This is a genomic window from Streptosporangium sp. NPDC023963 (assembly GCF_040639135.1).
GTDB lineage: Bacteria > Actinomycetota > Actinomycetes > Streptosporangiales > Streptosporangiaceae > Streptosporangium.
The window spans coordinates 193,801-208,492 of sequence record NZ_JBEZZK010000013.1; the positions used below are offsets into that span (position 1 = coordinate 193,801).

Consider the following 14,692-nt stretch of genomic DNA (forward strand, 5'->3'; position numbering starts at 1 on the left):
GGATCAGGCAGCCTCGTCCTTGGGCTTGGGAGCCGGAGCCAGCCGCATGCGGCCGGGGTGGGCCTCCTCGTCGGGGAAGACCCACTTCCGGAACGCCCAGAACCGGAAGACCATGGCGATCAGCGTGCCGACGACCTGCGCGCTCACGAAGTCGGCGATCTCCTGGGTGATCAGGCTCACCTCCGGGGTCTCCAGCAGGAACACGTACCGGGAGATCCACAACGGCACGGAGCTGAGCACCAGACCGACGCCGCTGACCAGGAAGAACAGCGCCGCCTCGTGGTGGCGCTCGCGACCGCCCCTGGTCCGGAACGACCATTCGCGGTTCAGCACATAGGACACGATCGTCGCCACGAGCACCGCGATGACCTTCGCGGTCACCGGCTTCGGTTCCAGAACGGTCAGCTTCAGCCCGTAGAACACCGCGTTGTCCACCAGGAACGCCGTTCCACCCACCACCGCGAACTTCAGCAGCTCACGGTGCTTCAGCGCAAGGGCTGGCAGCGGTCCCGGCAATCTCGCGAGTACTGCTTTCGCTGTTTCGAAGCGTCCCGATCGTCTCACCAGCCGGACACCCTGGTCTCAGGACTCATTGACACGGCCTTTCCGGCTCGGGCGGCTGGAGCCGCATCTGTCGACATCTGGTACCAATCCTCACTCACACCACAGTCGAGGACTTCGCGGTGGGGCGCCCGTCAGGGGCCGGACCGTCTCGGTGACCGGATGAGCCGCCCGGCAAACTCCAGCCCGGACACGACGTCGGGAGGACGCCCCCGCCGAAAGCCGATGCTCAACACCGATCAGGCGGCCACCATACATTCGTTCCATCGCGCCCTGCCATTGACGCCGTAGCAGGTGCCCGGAGAAGGTCCGTCGGAAAACCCGTCGGTCCGGGCCCCGGCACGGAACGTCAGCCCGACGGCCGCGAGCGAGGCTCGCGTTCGTCGGGTGAGGAGGCGGATCTCGCGTCGCGGCGGTTGGCATGCACACTCGTGATCGTGATGGTGATCAGAACGGCGACGATGACCCCCAGCGAGATCGGGGTGGGAATCTCCGGGACCCACGTCCAGGTGCCGTGCGCCCAGTGCAGGACGAGCTTGATCCCGATGAAGGCCAGGATGACGCTGAGCCCGTGGTTCAGGTGCCGCAGTTTCGTCAGGGCGCCCAGGAGCACGAAGTAGAGCGCCCGCAGGCCCAGCAGGGCGAAGGCGTTGGTGGCGAAGACGAGGTAGGGATCCTCGGTCACGCCGTACACCGCGGGCACCGAGTCGATGGCGAAGACGATGTCGGTGGCGAAGACGGCCACGATGGCCAGGGCCAGCGGGGTCAGGGCGCGGCGGCCGTCCTCGCGAACAACCAGATGAGAGCCGCGGTAGTCGTCGGTGACCGGCATGAAGCGCCGCAGCAGCCGGATCGAGCGCATGGAGGAGATGTCGACCTTGTGCGCCTCCCCTCTCAGCGCGTCCTTGAGGATCTTCCCGGCGGTGACGATCAGTATCCCGCCGAACAGCAGGAACGCCCATGTGCCGCTCCGCAGGACGGCCGCCCCCAGCGCTATGAAGATCGCGCGCAGCACCAGGGCCCCGATGATGCCGTACAGCAGGACGCGCTGGGCCAGTACGGCGGGGACCGCGAAGGCCGACAGCAGCAGCATGAACACGAACAGGTTGTCGACCGACAGTGACTTCTCCACCACGTAACCGGTGAAGAACTCCACCGCCACGCCGGACCCGAAGGCCCGCCACACGTAGACGCCGAACAGCAGGGGCAGTGCCAGGTAGAAAACCGACCAGCCCACCGCCTCGCGCATCCGCACCTCGTGCGGGCGCCGGGTCAGCATGAAGTCCACGGCCAGCAGGACCGCCAGAGCGGCCACGGTGATCGTCCACAGTCTCGGCGAACCGATCGTCTCAAGATCGGCCACCGGCAGGATCGCCTCGGCGGACATGCAACCTCCTCGAACGCGCTCGGCTGTTCGAGGTCTCCTTCACCTGTGCCTGCGGGCGGCCGCCCGGGGACGTCGCTAGACGTCCGTGCTGACCGGATCGGCTCTTGGAAGTACTCCCCTCGTCCCCTCAGGTTAGGCGGATCCCCTGGCGGCGATCTTCCCCGGGGGTCGTTTGACTATGCCCTGAGCTGCACTGATAGTGGAATTGATACGGAGGGGAGTACCCGCCGTCCGACACTCCGATCGTCATCACGGTCCCCGAGCGCAGGGAGGCCCGGCGGGGTGGCCCTCGCGCGACACGGGGGTGCGGGAAGACCTTCGTCCTCGTCGTCACATGATCACAGCGAGGTCGAGGGAGGACTCGATGTCGACCGCCGCGTTTCTCGAAATTCTGCTGGGCGTGCTGCTGACGATCTCCGCGATCGCCACCGTCGCCGTCCTGTGGCCGGGCAGGCCCGGGCCCCGGCGGCCGCTCCCCCTCGACCCGCCCCCTTCGCCCCCTCCGTGCCGTCCGCCGGTCATCGGCACGAGGCACCGGGGCGTGACGGGCCGCAGGCGCCGCACACCGGTCTCGCCTCGGCCGAGGCCCGGTGGGGCCCACAGGCTCAGAGGCTCAGCCGGGTTCCGCCCGTAGCTCAGCGGTGATCGCCCGTTCCCTGAGCTGGGCGGACTCGGCGCGCAGTGCCTCCATCTGCTCACGCAGATCCGTCAGGCGCATCTGTTCCATGGCCAGCCGCATGCGCGCCTCGTCGCGTTCGGCGAGGGCCTCGGCGACTTTGGCCGCCGCGCGCTCCCCCGCCTCGGCGATCTTCTCGGCGGCGCGTTCCTCGGCTTTGGCCATCCGGCGCGCCGTCCGCCTCTCCAGATCCGCCGCCTGCTTGTCCACTCGTTCCGCCCGCGAACGCGCCTCGGCCGCTTCGGCCAGGGCCTGAGCGCGCGCGGCCGCCTCGGCGTCGGCGCGCGCCAGCGCCCGGTCCCGCTCGGCCTCGGCCGCGTCGGCGCGTGCCGACGCGGCCGAGGCGGCACGCTCGGCCTGACCTCTGGCCTCGTGGGCCTCCCTGGTCTCCTCCAGTGCCCGGTCCCGGTCGGCGCGCGTCTGACCGGACCGCTCCTGATCGTGGAAGGCGCGCGCCTCGGCCCGGCGCGCCTCGGTCTCGGCGGCCTCCACCCGTTCGGCCATCTCCCGCAGTGCCGCGTCCCGGGCGGCCTCGGCCCGCTGGGCCCTGCGGGTGGCCTCCTGCTCGGCCTGCCTGGCCCGGCGTTCGGTGCTGGCCGCCTCGTGCAGCGCGGCCAGCGCCTGCTCCCTGGCGGTCTCGGCGTCGGCCAGCGCGATGTCGCGTTCGGCGTTGGCCTCCTCCACCCGGCGCGCCATCGCGTCCCGCTCGCGCCGGGCGTGCTCGGAGGCCTCCCGCGCCAGGCGTACCTGCTCGAAGGCCTGTTCGCGCTCGGTGCGCGCGATCGCCACCCGGGTGTGAGCCTCGGCCTGCACCGCGCTCACCTTGGCCTCGACCCCCGCCGGGCTCAGCTCCTCCGACAGCACCTGCGCCAGCGGGGCGATCGCCGCGATCATCCCCTTCTCCATGCGCTCGTAGAACTCCTCGGCCCTGGCCAGCGCCCCCTCAAGGCCCGGCGTCGCCCGTCGCATCTCGCGCTCGCGCTTGGCCGCCGCCTGGCAGTTCCCCTGCGCGCAGTACGCCCTCGGCCGCCCCCGCCCGGGCCGCTGCTCGATCGGCGTCCCGCAGTGTCTGCACGGCGTCACCGCACCCTGCTCCTGCATGCCGGAAGCCTACTGAAACCTTCGATTTTCCAGAAATTAGAAAATAATAAATGAGATCCGTTGCGTTCCGGCCTGGCCGGGTTCCGGTGGCGGCCGTCACCGATGTCCTGTCTCGCTCAATCTGAGGCAGTCTCATCCAATCTGAGGTACCGGGTGGTTCGTCTCACCCATCTGAGGCATGATCATCAGCGGGTCGTCCCGGGCAAAATACCTGCCCCGTTGACTGAAACCGCCGGCGACCATGTCCGAGAGCCCGTAGCGCACCGTGGACAGGTCGCCGGCGAGCAGCTTGGCCAGATCGACGTCGCCGAGCTCGTCGTAACAGGTAGTGATGCCATCGGACTCCACGAAAGGCAAGTCGTCTTCCTCTCCCAGCCGGCCGGGCGTCACGGGCAGGCGTTCACGTGCGGAGCGCCTGCCCGTGACGGCTGTCGATGTCGTGCGTTTTGGTTACAGGTAGCCGGGCTTAGGGGGCTCGACGGCGGTGAGGCCGCCGTCGACGGGGATGTGGGCGCCGCTCACGAACGAGGCGCCGGGGCCGGCGAGGAAGGCGATGACCTGGGCGACGTCTTCCGGCTGGGCGAAACGGCGCAGCGGGATGAGCGGGATGTAGCCCCGGAGATACTGCTCGGGGGCACTGGTGAGGACAGGGCCGGGTGCGACCGTGTTGACGCGTACGCCGGACGGGCCGTACTCGGCGGCCCACGCGCGGGTCAGTGAGCTCACTGCTGCCTTGGTGGCTGCGTAGACCGCGTTGTTGACGTCCCCGATCACGGCGGCGCCGCTGCTGACGTTGATCACACTGCCGCTGCCGCGCTCGGCCATCTTCGGAGCCAGGGCGGTGGTCAGCTGGTAGACCGCGCGCACGTTGGCGTCGAGCATCGCGTCGTACTGTTCGCCGGTGATGTCGGCGCTGGGACCGAAGCTGCCCACCCCGGCGTTGTTCACCAGCACGTCCACCTCGCCGGCTTCCCGGGCCAGCCGGGCCACGTCGTCCGGGTTGGTCAGGTCGGCGGCGACGAAGCGGGCCGAGCCGCCGTCGGCCTGGATCTTCTGGACGACCTCCTCCCCGCGCTGGGCGTCGCGTCCGGTCACCACCACGCCGGCACCGCGCGCGGCCAGGGCGTAGGCCGTCGCCCGGCCGATGCCGGTGGTGGAACCGGTGATCAGGGCAGTCTTACCGGTCAACTCGCTCATGACGAGAACCTCCTAGTCGAATTCTGTACCAATCGATCGGTACGGAATTAAGGTAGCACATCTGGATCGATCGGTAAGAAATGGGTAAGGTAGGTCACGTGGACGGTCAACGGAGCGCGCAGGTGGGTCGGCCCAGGGGCTTCGACGCCGACGAAGCGCTTGAGAACGCGATGCGGGTGTTCTGGGAGAACGGCTACGAGGGCGCGAGCCTCACCGACCTGACCGAGGCGATGGGGATCAACCGCACGAGCATGTACGCGGCCTTCGGCAACAAGGAGGAGTTGTTCCGGAAGGCCCTGATGCGATACGGCGACGGCCCGGCGTCGTACGGTGTCGAGGCGCTGGCCGAGCCGACCGCCCAGCAGGTGGCCACGGTGTTCCTGCGCGGCGCGGTCCGGAGCGCCACCCTGCCGGGCTACCCGACCGGGTGTCTCAGCCTCCGGGCGTCCCTGCTCGGGGGCGAGGACGGGCGGGTCATCCGCGACCTGCTGGCCACCTGGGGAGAAGAGATCAGCACCAAGCTGACGGATCGGTTCCGGCGCGCGGTCGAGGAAGGTGACCTGCCGCCGGAGACCGACCCGTCAGTCCTGGCGAAGTACGTCATAACGATCGGGAACGGCATCGCAGTGCAGGCCGCCGGCGGCGCGGAGCGCGACGTCCTCCAGTTGGTCGCCGACGCCGCCCTACGGAGCTGGCCGCCGGTCTAGCTGTACTGACTTGAGAGGTTAGGTACGCGGCCGGCGGGTGGTTGGCCGTTGAGTGCGGTGTGGCCGCGGTGGTGATTGCAGGTGTGGAGCCAGTGCGGCAGTGCTTGCCGGCGTTCGATTTCCGAGGACGCCTGGCTTCACACCCGCGCCGCCGCAATCAACCTACGCACCCTCGTCAGCCTCGGACTCCACCACGACAGCGTCACCTGGCGAATCACGGCCATGCCCTGAAAGGCGGCATCGCCCAACAAACCATGATCTTCATCGGCCTTCCAGGACGCCGGAAGGAACCAGCAGGTCGAACCCGACCGGCGCACGGGTGCGCAGGATTGTCGCGATGTCGTTCCGGGCCTTGCTCAACCGTTCGATCTCCGATGCCAGGCCGGCGTCGACCTGCCGCAAGACGTCCGGCACGGCCGCGCCGTCCTCGCAGATCTCGCGGATCTGGGAGAGCGGCACACCGAGTTCGGACAGGCACCGGATGCGTAGCAGACGGATAAGGTCGGACATTCCGTACTGCTTGTATCCGTTGTATCGGCGCGTGGGCTCATCCAGCAGGTTGATCCGGTGGTAGTGCCGGATCGTGTTGACCGTCGTGCCGGCGAGCTCCGCGAGTTCCCGGGTGCTCCAGGCCACGTTAGCTCCTCCCCTTGTACAGCTGTGGCTCCACGCTCGCATCGGCCGGGCGACGCTCGCGTCGGTAAAACACCCTTACCTGCCGACGGCAAGTGGTTCCCGAGTACCACCGGTGGGCCGGAAGAGCCGACCGCGGTACCTCGATCGGGCCGGCGCCCGGACCTAGCGCGGTGAACACGATCAGGTACGCGAAGTAACCAAGCGGTACGGCGCGAAGACGGTCGTCGACCGCCTGTCGTTCACCGCGAAGCCCGGGCAGGTCACCGGCTTCCTCGGCCCTAACGGCGCCGGCAAGTCGACAAGTCACTCCCGCGCCTGACGCGCTGCGCACGAGGACTGCCGGCCCGGGTATCACGGTCACCTCGACCGGCGCCGAGGAATTGCTCGTCGCCGGCACCTCCGCCCGCAAGATCGGGCTGGCCGCGCTGCTGCCGGGCTCGATCTCCGAGGCCATCACCCCGTACCTGCCCAGCAACGCCGGCAGCGCCGTGATGGCGCTGACCCACGCGGACGGCACCCTGGCGCCATGGGCCGGCCTCGCGGTCTTCGCCGGGTATGTGATCGTGACGCTCACCGCAGCGGCATACCGGCTCAAAAAGACCGACGCATAAGCGCGTAAGGGGAGAATCGGCTGATGAGCACGCAGGAATGGCTGGTAGACCGCGGAGTGGCCTCCCGCGGTTCGTGCCCCTGGTGCAGAGTCTTGCCTGATACGCTATCACCACTTAAGTACCAGACGGTACCTAATTCGACCATCCGCTGGACGGAGGTGCGGAACTCGTGGAGCTGCTGGGCCGCCGCACCGAGCGCGCAGCGGTGAAACAGCTGCTGGTCCAGGCGCAGTCCGGCCGCAGCGGGGCCCTCGTGGTGCGCGGGGAAGCCGGTATCGGCAAGACCGCGCTGCTGGAACATGCCCGCGACATCGCAAGCGGATCAGGGTTCCGGATGGCCGTCTCGGTCGGGGCGGAATCCGAGACCAGCTTCGCCTTCGCGGGTCTGCATCAGCTGGCCGGGCCGCTGCTGGACCGCGCCGGGGCGCTGCCCGAGCCGCAACAGGCCGCCCTCGGAGTCGCGTTCGGGCGGCAGGGCGGGGTGACGCCGGACTGCTTCCTCGTCGGGCTGGCGACTCTCAGCCTGCTGGCCGAAGTGGCCGAGGAACGGCCACTGCTGTGCCTGGTCGACGACGCGCAATGGCTCGATCAGGCGTCCGCCCAGGTCCTGGCCTTCGTGGCGCGTCGAGTGGCGGCCGAACGGCTCGCGTTGATGTTCGCGCTGCGTGACCCCGCGGAGAGTGACGTCCGGGTGTTCGACGGGCTGCCCGAGCTGCGCCTGGACGGACTCGGCGAGGCCGACGCGCGAGCGCTGCTGACCGGCGCGGTCCCGGCCCCCCTCGACGACGGAGTACGTGAACGGATCGTCGCCGAAGCCCGGGGCAACCCCTTGGCGCTGCTCGAACTGCCCCGAAGCGCACAACCCGGCCGGTTGGCCGGCGGGTTCGAGCTACCTGACGCGCTGAGCGTTCCGCGCCGCGTCGAGGACAGCTTCCAGCGCCGCTCGGGCAGCCTGCCGGCCGAGAGTCAATTGCAGTTGCTGATCGCGGCGGCCGAGCCGACCGGCGATGTGACCCTGCTGTGGCGTGCGGGCGAGAAACTGGGCATCGCCAAGGAGGCGGCCGTGCCCGCCGAAGCCGCCGGCCTGCTGGAGATCGGCACACGGGTGCGGTTTCGTCATCCGCTGGTGCGGTCAGCGGTCTATCGAGCAGCCTCGCCACCGGATCGCCGCCGCGCCCACGGCGCGCTCGCCGCCGCCATCGATCCTCTCGTCGATCCGGACCGGCGGGTGTGGCACCTCGCGCAGGCGGTGCTGGGCCCCGACGAGGAGGTCGCGGCGGGTCTGGAGCGCTCGGCCGGCCGGGCACGGGCGCGGGGCGGGTCGGCGGCCGCCGGGGCGTTCCTGCAGCAGGCGGCCGAGCTGACGCCCGAGCCCGCCGAACGGGCCAGGCGGGCGCTGGAGGCCGCGGACGCCAAACAGGAGGCCGGTGCGCCCGAGGCGGCCCTGGAACTGCTGGCGGTGGCGGCGGCCGGACCGTTGGACGCCCGGCAACGCGGCCGGCTGCAACTGTCCCGCGCTCGTATCGCCTTCTATCTGACCCGCGGCAGCGACGTGCCGGGGATGCTGCTGGAGGCGGCCAGGACGCTCGGCCCGCTGGACGCCGCGCTGGCCCGCGAAACGTACCTGGACGCCTTCGATACGGCGATCATCACCGGCGAGGTCGGCCACGAACGCGGCGTGCTGGAGGTCGCCGAGAGCGCCAAGGACGCGCCCGCCCCGCCCGGGCCGCCGAGGCCGGCCGACATGCTGCTCGACGCGCTGGTGACCGCGTTCATCCAGGGATACGAGGCCGGAGTGCCCGAACTGCGCCGCGCGGTGCAGGCCTTCCGCGACCAGTCGGCCGAGGAGGTCGCCGGCAACCACCGGTGGCTCTGGCTGGCCAGCCGCATCGCCCTGGCCCTGTTCGACGACGACGCGGTCCTCGCGCTGGCCGACCGCAACGTCCGCCTCGCCCGCGAGGCGGGCGCGCTCGCCGTGCTGCCGGCCGCGCTCCTTTTCCAGTCCGTCGTGCTGGTGTTCGCCGGCGAGGTCGAGCACGCCGGCGAGCTGGCCGCCGAAGAGGTCGGCATCACGCAGGCGACCGGGGGCGTGCCTCTGCTGCACGCCCAGCTCGTGCTGGCCGCCTGGCGCGGCCGCGAGGCCGAGGCCAGCCGGCTGCACGCGGCGAGCGTCGAACAGGCGACCGCCCGAGGCGAGGGCACCGCTGTGACGATGGCCCAGTACGCCCTGACGGTGCTGCACAACGGTCTGGGCAACTATCCCGCCGCGCTGGACGCCGCGAGAAGCGCGGCCAGAACCGACGAGACGCTGTACAGCAACCTGACCCTGCCCGAGCTCGTCGAGGCGGCGTCCCGCGCGGGTGAGCCGGAGCGCGCGGCCGCCGCGGTAGAGCTGCTCTGCGAACGGGCGCGAGCCAGCGGCAGCCCGTGGGCGCTCGGCCTGGCGGCGCGCTCCCAGGCGTTGACCAGCACCGGGCCGGACGCCGACAAGCACTACCGCGAGGCGATCGAGTGGCTGCAGAACTGCCGCATGGCCGGCCACCTCGCCCGTACGCATCTGGTCTACGGCGAGTGGCTGCGCCGCGAGGGCCGGCGCCTCGACGCCCGCGAACAGCTCCGCACCGCCCACGAGCTGCTGTCGAACATGGGCCTGGAGGGGTTCGCGGCCCGCGCCGCCCGGGAGCTGCGAGCCACCGGCGAGCATCCCCGCAAACGGACCGCCCCGACGACCGACAGCCTCACGGCCCACGAGCTGCACATCGCGCGGCTGGTAGCCACCGGGGCGACCTCCCAGGAGGTCGGGGCGCAGCTGTTCCTGAGCCCGCGCACGATCGAAGCTCACCTGCGCAACATTTTCCGCAAGCTCGGTATCACCTCCCGCCGGCAGCTCAAGGATCTGAACCTGCCCGGGATTCCCGGTCCTTGAATCACCGGCCTCGCCGAGCCGGACGTCGGACTGTTCGAGGAGCGCCGGTGCCTTGACCGTGTGCCAGGAACACGGTGTCGGCTGGTTCTGGATTCCCTGGTCCCTGAGCGAGCTGCGGTCCTGGGCGGCCCCGGCATCGACGCGATCACCGTTCAGTGGTGAAGCGCTTCGTCGCCGCAACCGCCGTCCTGCGCGTGCGGGCCACCACCAGCAGCTTGGCGAGGTCGGCCGGCAGCTTGGTGGTCAGCGTGCTGGAGATCTCGCCCAGCGCGGTCGCGCACGCCGCGGCCTGCGGCGCGGGAGTGCGGACGCGCGGGGCCTCGGTCAGGCGCGTTCACGCCTTCAGTGCGAATTCGCGGCGATCCCTCCCGGCGGAAGGTCGGCGAGCAGGGCGCGACGGGCGCTGTGCACGTGATCCTCGGCGACGCGAGCCAGGGTTTCGGGGTCGCCCGAGCGAATCAGCAGGGCGAGCTGACGGTGCTCGGCCACGACACGTCCGCGATAGTGTCCAGAGCCGACCGAGACGCGGCGCAGCTGAAACAGGTGGACCTGAGAGCGCAGCCTCCGCCACGCCTCCAGAAGCCGGCCGTTGCCCGCAGCCGCGTATACAGCGTCGTGGAAAGCCATGTCGAGGGCGACCAGACGGGCGCCGGCGGCGTCCAAGCTCGATTCCATCTCGGTGACCAGGTCATCGAGCCCGGCCAGCTGTTCCGGGGCGGCGCGGTCGCGCGCGGTGGTCGCGGCCAGCCGGTCGAGGACGGCGCGCAACGCGTACACCTCCTCGACGTCGGCCGGGGTCACGTCGATCACGCGGGTGCCCCGGTGCCACGCCGTGCGGATCAGCCCCTCGCCCTCGATCCGGGCCAGGCCCTCGCGGACGGACCCGCGGCTGACCCCGAGGGAGGCAGCCAGATCGACCTCACGCAGGGCCGAGCCGGGAGAGAAGTGGCCGGCGAGGATGGCGTCGCGGATCCGGTCGGCGGCCTCGTCGGCCAAGCCGCGGCGCTCCGCCGGGCGCAACGCTGGACTCGTCATGTCTGAATGTTGACATTAGGACAAGGCGCACCACAAGATTTCGGTCATGACCAACGTGCAGGAGTTCCCCGGGGGCCGAGGGGCGAGGAGGGTTCTGGTCACCGGCGCCTCACGGGGCATCGGCCGGGCGATCGCGACGGCCTTTGCCGCCCACGGCGACCGGGTCGCGGTCCACTACGGCTCAGCGCGCGCCGACGCCGAAGAGACAATGCGTGAACTGGCCGGTCGGGGACACGTCATGATCGGCGGCGACCTCGCCGACCCCGAGGCGGCCCACGAGGTGGTGTCGACGGCCGTACGGGATCTCGGCGGCATCGACGTGCTCGTCAACAACGCCGCCGTCGCACCCGGCCCGGACAACCGGCACCCCGTCGCCACCACGACCTATGCGGACTGGAACCGCGCCTGGCGACGGATGATCGACGTCGACCTGATCGGCGCGGCGAACGTGACCCACGGCGTCGCGACCCACCTGATCCAGCGAGGCGCTCCCGGCAGCATCGTCAACGTCGGATCGCGCGGGGCCTATCGCGGCGAACCCGACTACCCGGCGTACGGCGCCGCGAAGGCCGCGCTGCACGCCTTCGGCCAGTCGATGGCCGTCGCGCTCGCTCCGCACGGCATCGCCGTCACCTCGGTAGCGCCCGGCTTCATCAGCACCGACCGCCAGCAGGCCAAGCTCGACGGCCCCGAAGGCGACGCGCTGCTCGGGCAGAGCCCGTTCGGCCGGGTCGGCACCCCGGAAGAAGTCGCCGCCGCCGTGCTGCACCTCAGCTCCCCCGAGGCCACCTGGTCGTCTGGCGCCGTCCTGGACCTCAACGGCGCCTCCTACCTGCGCTGACCCACCGGAAAGGAACCATCGTCGTCTCGCGCCGCGGACCGCCCGATCCGGCTCGGCTGGATGCCCTCCGTGATGATCAGACCCGCGTTCGCGCACTGCGCGTAGTACGCGGCGGTCGAGGCGTTCGCGAGCCCGAGATCGTCGGACCGCACCCGCGTCATCGGAGCCATGACAAGCCGGTTGGGTAGGCAAGGGCCCCCGACGTGCACCGGGTCGAAAAGCGAGGCCATCGTTCTCCTTGAGACCTGTCGTCGGCTGATCCCGGCGCTGCCGGTCATCGCCGTACCGTCAGGCTCGCAACGACGGGGCGGCGTTCGCGTCGGTGGAAGTCCCTCACCTGTGGCCTCGCGCACCGGCGTTAAGGAACTTTCACCGACGCGAAGGCGCCGTCACCGGTGCGACTCTGATGACACGTCCGACGTCAGATCAGGAGACCCACGCCATGAGCCCTGCCGCAGCGAGCGTGCGGTCGATCGCTCCCGCGGTGCCTGGTTACTGGACCGATGACCGGCGCAAGCTCCCCTCGCAGTTCGTCTTCCGCGGCACTTGTGCCATCCCCCAAGAAGGCTGGGACGCATGAAGGACTTATTGAAGGTATTCATCTTCGGGATCAGCGGAGCGGTCGGGAGGCTGCTGGCCCGGAAGCTGACCGACCGCGGTGACATAGTCTGCGGTCTCGTGCGCCGCGACGATCAGCGGGCCGAGCTCGCCGCAGGAGGCGCCGACGCGTACGTCGGTGAGCTCGCGGACCTGACCGCCGAGTCCCTGGCCGCCATGATCAGCGGATTCGACGCGGTCGTGTACACCGCCGGGTCGAACGGCGGCGACCGGGAGGTCACCGCGGCCATCGACGGGGACGGTGTGATGCGAACCCTCGAGGCGATGAGCCTGGCCGGGGTGGCGCGCTTCACGTTGGTGTCCGTGCTCCCCGAGGCTGGGCGCGGGCAGCGCCTCGACGATGACGTGGAGTTCTACTTCGCCGTGAAGAAGCTGGTCGACGTCACCGTCAGCGAGTCCGTCCTCGACTGGTTGATCCTGCGTCCGTCCATGCTCGTCGATCGGGCCGGAACCGGTGCGATCTCCCTCGGTCCAGCACAACCGCACGACGAGATCGCCCGCGAGGACGTCGCGGCGACTCTGCTGGAGTTGCTGCACGAGCCCCGGTTGAGGCGGCAGATTCTCGAGGTCAATCAAGGCTCGACACCGATCTCCGCGGCCGTCCAGGCGAACGTCCGCTGAACCGGCGCAAGCCCCTTCCGGCGGGCGATCCCAAGAGCGGTCGGCCCCGTTGCCGGCGCAAACGGCGGGCAACAGGCGGCTGATGTACGTGCCGAGGTTGGGACGGCCGAGGCTGCCGCGCGGGCCAAGGTCCTCACCGGGCCGGTGACTTCCTGCTGATCCGGGCCCGGCGTCACGTGGAGGCCGGACTTCTCCGCACCGGCCCGCTGCGCCACGAGGAGTCCTCGTCCCGGACAGAGCGATCGACCCGCTCCTGATCGGACGTCTGGCCGATCTCGCCGAACGCTGCTTCGCGCGGGCCGGCCACAGCCGGTCGTCATGTGGGGCAAGACCACCGGCAACGACCGGCTGCTCCGGCACGACCTGTCGGCCGGACTGCGCATCCGAGGTCTCGACGTCCCGCGGTTCCGGCCCAGCTCCGCCGGGGTAGACGCCGTGCTGACCAGTGGCCTGTTGCTCGCCACGGCCCGGGCGGGGCGGGCCCGGTCCGCCGACCGCACCCGCTCCTGCTGATCAACCGATGGTGTACGCGCCCGAGGGCGTGGAACGTTCCACTACGAGATGCGAGGGGGAAGTGCAAGAGTTTCGCCCGCCACGTCGATCGCGACCTTGCCGTGCAGTGCATACGACTGCCTGTTCTCCAGGAGTTCGTGAGCCTCGCCCATTCGGGCGAGCGGAAGAGTCGCGCCGATGACCGGCTTCACGAGACCGCGCTCGACCAGCGTGGTGAGCGCGTCCAGCTTTCCTCGGTTCTGTCGTGTGAAGACGAAGTGATAGGCGGCGTTCCTGCCCCACGCCTCGATGAGGTTCTGCGGCTGCGCGATGTCGACGATGCTGACGACGCGTCCGGAGTCGGCGAGCGTCAGCGGGCTTCGTGTGAGCGTGTCGCCACCGATCGTGTCGAAGACGACATCGACCCCTTTGCCTCGCGTCAGCTCGGCCACGGCATCGACGTAGTCCGCGGAGGTGTAGTCGATCGCCGCATCCGCTCCGAGAGAGCGCACGAACTCATGGTCGCCGGCTTTCGCGGTGGTGATCACTCGTGCGCCGATCGCCTTCGCGATCTGGATCGCGATCGTGCCGACACCGCCCGTGCCTCCATGGATGAGGATCGTCTCCCCCACGGTGAGCTGAGCTCGCGTCACCAGGGACTCCCAGACCGTTCCGCCGACGAGAGTCAGGCTCGCCGCCTCCAGGTGACTGAGGTTCTCCGGCTTGCGGGCAACGAGGTCGACGTCGGCGACGTGCTGCTCGGCGTAGGAGCCGGGGCCGCCGAAGATCCGGGGCGTGTAGTACACCGCATCGCCGGCGCGGAACTCGGTCACGTGGGATCCGACTTCCTCGATCACTCCGGAGACGTCGTGTCCGATGATCGCCGGGAGCGGCACATGATCCGCGTAGTCTCCGCGACGGATCTGATAGTCGAGCGGGTTGAGGGCGGTCGCATGGACGCGCACCCGTACCTGGCGGGGTTCGACTCGCGGTACCGAGACGTCGCGCAGCTCGAAAGCATCGGCCCCACCGAAACGGGCGAGCACAACAGCCTTCATCAGATCAGTCATATCGGTGCTCCTCATCGTGGTTCTGGTGCGTGACGCAACGGCAAAGTCGGCATCCATCCAGTGAAAACGGTGTGGTTACCACATAGTCCAGCCGTCGGCCGGTGAACGGGGTCACCGTACCCGGTTCGCCCATCGCCGGATGGCGGCCCGGGCACTTCTTTACTCACGAGTAGCCTGATGAAATGCAGGCGTGCGTCTGGGTGACTGTCCCGC

15 protein-coding genes and 2 pseudogenes are annotated in these 14,692 nt (G+C 69.9%); 7 read left to right on the forward strand and 10 right to left on the reverse strand.

The window, feature by feature from the left end:
- Window positions 1–3 precede the first annotated feature (3 nt).
- The 5 genes from AB0F88_RS31935 to AB0F88_RS31955 all read right to left on the reverse strand — a co-directional run bounded on the left by AB0F88_RS31935 (window position 4) and on the right by AB0F88_RS31955 (window position 4,922).
- The gene (locus AB0F88_RS31935) at window positions 4–456 is read right to left on the reverse strand and encodes a GtrA family protein (protein ID WP_362692493.1); all 453 of its coding nucleotides are present in this window, start codon (window positions 454–456) and stop codon (window positions 4–6) included.
- 454 nt (window positions 457–910) lie between these two features.
- Window positions 911–1,948, reverse strand: coding sequence for a TerC family protein (locus AB0F88_RS31940; RefSeq protein ID WP_362692496.1), 1,038 nt, complete (start codon window positions 1,946–1,948; stop codon window positions 911–913).
- A 613-nt stretch (window positions 1,949–2,561) separates the two neighbouring features.
- On the reverse strand, window positions 2,562–3,725 hold the full coding sequence (locus tag AB0F88_RS31945; RefSeq protein ID WP_362692499.1) for a hypothetical protein: 1,164 nt from the start codon (window positions 3,723–3,725) through the stop codon (window positions 2,562–2,564).
- A 132-nt stretch (window positions 3,726–3,857) separates the two neighbouring features.
- Window positions 3,858–4,082, reverse strand: coding sequence for a hypothetical protein (locus AB0F88_RS31950; RefSeq protein WP_362692501.1), 225 nt, complete (start codon window positions 4,080–4,082; stop codon window positions 3,858–3,860).
- 93 nt (window positions 4,083–4,175) lie between these two features.
- A complete protein-coding gene (locus AB0F88_RS31955) occupies window positions 4,176–4,922 on the reverse strand; it encodes an SDR family oxidoreductase (protein ID WP_362692504.1) in 747 nt (248 codons plus the stop codon).
- Window positions 4,923–5,020: 98 nt separating this feature from the next.
- Between AB0F88_RS31955 and AB0F88_RS31960 the strand changes: the two genes are divergently transcribed.
- Window positions 5,021–5,629 (forward strand): TetR/AcrR family transcriptional regulator, encoded by a 609-nt coding sequence (locus AB0F88_RS31960; RefSeq protein ID WP_362692507.1) that lies wholly within the window; start codon window positions 5,021–5,023, stop codon window positions 5,627–5,629.
- Here the strand turns inward: AB0F88_RS31960 and AB0F88_RS31965 are convergent.
- Window positions 5,626–5,754 (reverse strand): annotated as a pseudogene (locus AB0F88_RS31965) (IS481 family transposase); the annotation flags it as partial. The gene AB0F88_RS31960 and the pseudogene AB0F88_RS31965 sit on opposite strands and share 4 nt — an antisense overlap.
- A gap of 136 nt (window positions 5,755–5,890) precedes the next feature.
- Window positions 5,891–6,265 carry a MerR family transcriptional regulator gene (locus AB0F88_RS31970; protein WP_362692510.1) on the reverse strand — a complete coding sequence of 125 codons (375 nt, stop codon included), beginning with the start codon at window positions 6,263–6,265 and terminating at the stop codon, window positions 5,891–5,893.
- Between the two features lie 232 nt (window positions 6,266–6,497).
- Here AB0F88_RS31970 and AB0F88_RS31975 point away from each other — a divergent pair, with 232 nt between their 5' ends.
- The 3 genes from AB0F88_RS31975 (at window position 6,498) to AB0F88_RS31985 (ending at window position 9,802) form a co-directional block, all read left to right on the forward strand.
- Window positions 6,498–6,584 (forward strand): ATP-binding cassette domain-containing protein, encoded by an 87-nt coding sequence (locus tag AB0F88_RS31975; protein WP_362692707.1) that lies wholly within the window; start codon window positions 6,498–6,500, stop codon window positions 6,582–6,584.
- Between the two features lie 61 nt (window positions 6,585–6,645).
- Window positions 6,646–6,876, forward strand: coding sequence for a hypothetical protein (locus tag AB0F88_RS31980; RefSeq protein ID WP_362692513.1), 231 nt, complete (start codon window positions 6,646–6,648; stop codon window positions 6,874–6,876).
- 169 nt (window positions 6,877–7,045) lie between these two features.
- Window positions 7,046–9,802: an AAA family ATPase gene (locus AB0F88_RS31985; RefSeq protein ID WP_362692516.1), complete on the forward strand. Its 2,757-nt coding sequence runs from the start codon at window positions 7,046–7,048 to the stop codon at window positions 9,800–9,802.
- A gap of 342 nt (window positions 9,803–10,144) precedes the next feature.
- Here the strand turns inward: AB0F88_RS31985 and AB0F88_RS31990 are convergent, their stop codons facing one another.
- A complete protein-coding gene (locus tag AB0F88_RS31990; RefSeq protein ID WP_362692519.1) occupies window positions 10,145–10,798 on the reverse strand; it encodes a GntR family transcriptional regulator in 654 nt (217 codons plus the stop codon).
- 85 nt (window positions 10,799–10,883) lie between these two features.
- Here AB0F88_RS31990 and AB0F88_RS31995 point away from each other — a divergent pair, with 85 nt between their 5' ends.
- Window positions 10,884–11,678: an SDR family oxidoreductase gene (locus AB0F88_RS31995; RefSeq protein ID WP_362692522.1), complete on the forward strand. Its 795-nt coding sequence runs from the start codon at window positions 10,884–10,886 to the stop codon at window positions 11,676–11,678.
- A 35-nt stretch (window positions 11,679–11,713) separates the two neighbouring features.
- On the opposite strand, the pseudogene AB0F88_RS32000 reads toward AB0F88_RS31995, so the two are convergent.
- Window positions 11,714–11,908, reverse strand: a pseudogene (locus AB0F88_RS32000) (alkene reductase); the annotation flags it as partial.
- A gap of 346 nt (window positions 11,909–12,254) precedes the next feature.
- Here AB0F88_RS32000 and AB0F88_RS32005 point away from each other — a divergent pair.
- Together AB0F88_RS32005 and AB0F88_RS32010 are read left to right on the forward strand one after the other, a co-directional pair.
- Window positions 12,255–12,917 carry an NAD(P)H-binding protein gene (locus tag AB0F88_RS32005; RefSeq protein ID WP_362692525.1) on the forward strand — a complete coding sequence of 221 codons (663 nt, stop codon included), beginning with the start codon at window positions 12,255–12,257 and terminating at the stop codon, window positions 12,915–12,917.
- 318 nt (window positions 12,918–13,235) lie between these two features.
- Window positions 13,236–13,430 (forward strand): hypothetical protein, encoded by a 195-nt coding sequence (locus tag AB0F88_RS32010; protein WP_362692528.1) that lies wholly within the window; start codon window positions 13,236–13,238, stop codon window positions 13,428–13,430.
- 41 nt (window positions 13,431–13,471) lie between these two features.
- Here AB0F88_RS32010 and AB0F88_RS32015 read toward each other — a convergent pair whose 3' ends face one another.
- Complete coding sequence (locus AB0F88_RS32015) at window positions 13,472–14,479, reverse strand: zinc-dependent alcohol dehydrogenase family protein (protein WP_362692531.1); 1,008 nt, start codon at window positions 14,477–14,479, stop codon at window positions 13,472–13,474.
- Window positions 14,480–14,692: the final 213 nt, after the last annotated feature.

Excerpts from the sequence above, each read along its gene's own strand:
- AB0F88_RS31995 (WP_362692522.1), top strand. The coding sequence starts at position 10,884 with ATGACCAACGTGCAGGAGTTCCCCGGGGGCCGAGGGGCGAGGAGGGTT.
- AB0F88_RS31945 (WP_362692499.1), bottom strand. The coding sequence starts at position 3,725 with ATGCAGGAGCAGGGTGCGGTGACGCCGTGCAGACACTGCGGGACGCCG.
- AB0F88_RS31955 (WP_362692504.1), bottom strand. The coding sequence starts at position 4,922 with ATGAGCGAGTTGACCGGTAAGACTGCCCTGATCACCGGTTCCACCACC.
- AB0F88_RS32015 (WP_362692531.1), bottom strand. The coding sequence starts at position 14,479 with ATGACTGATCTGATGAAGGCTGTTGTGCTCGCCCGTTTCGGTGGGGCC.
- AB0F88_RS31940 (WP_362692496.1), bottom strand. The coding sequence starts at position 1,948 with ATGTCCGCCGAGGCGATCCTGCCGGTGGCCGATCTTGAGACGATCGGT.
- AB0F88_RS32010 (WP_362692528.1), top strand. The coding sequence starts at position 13,236 with ATGTGGGGCAAGACCACCGGCAACGACCGGCTGCTCCGGCACGACCTG.
- AB0F88_RS32005 (WP_362692525.1), top strand. The coding sequence starts at position 12,255 with ATGAAGGACTTATTGAAGGTATTCATCTTCGGGATCAGCGGAGCGGTC.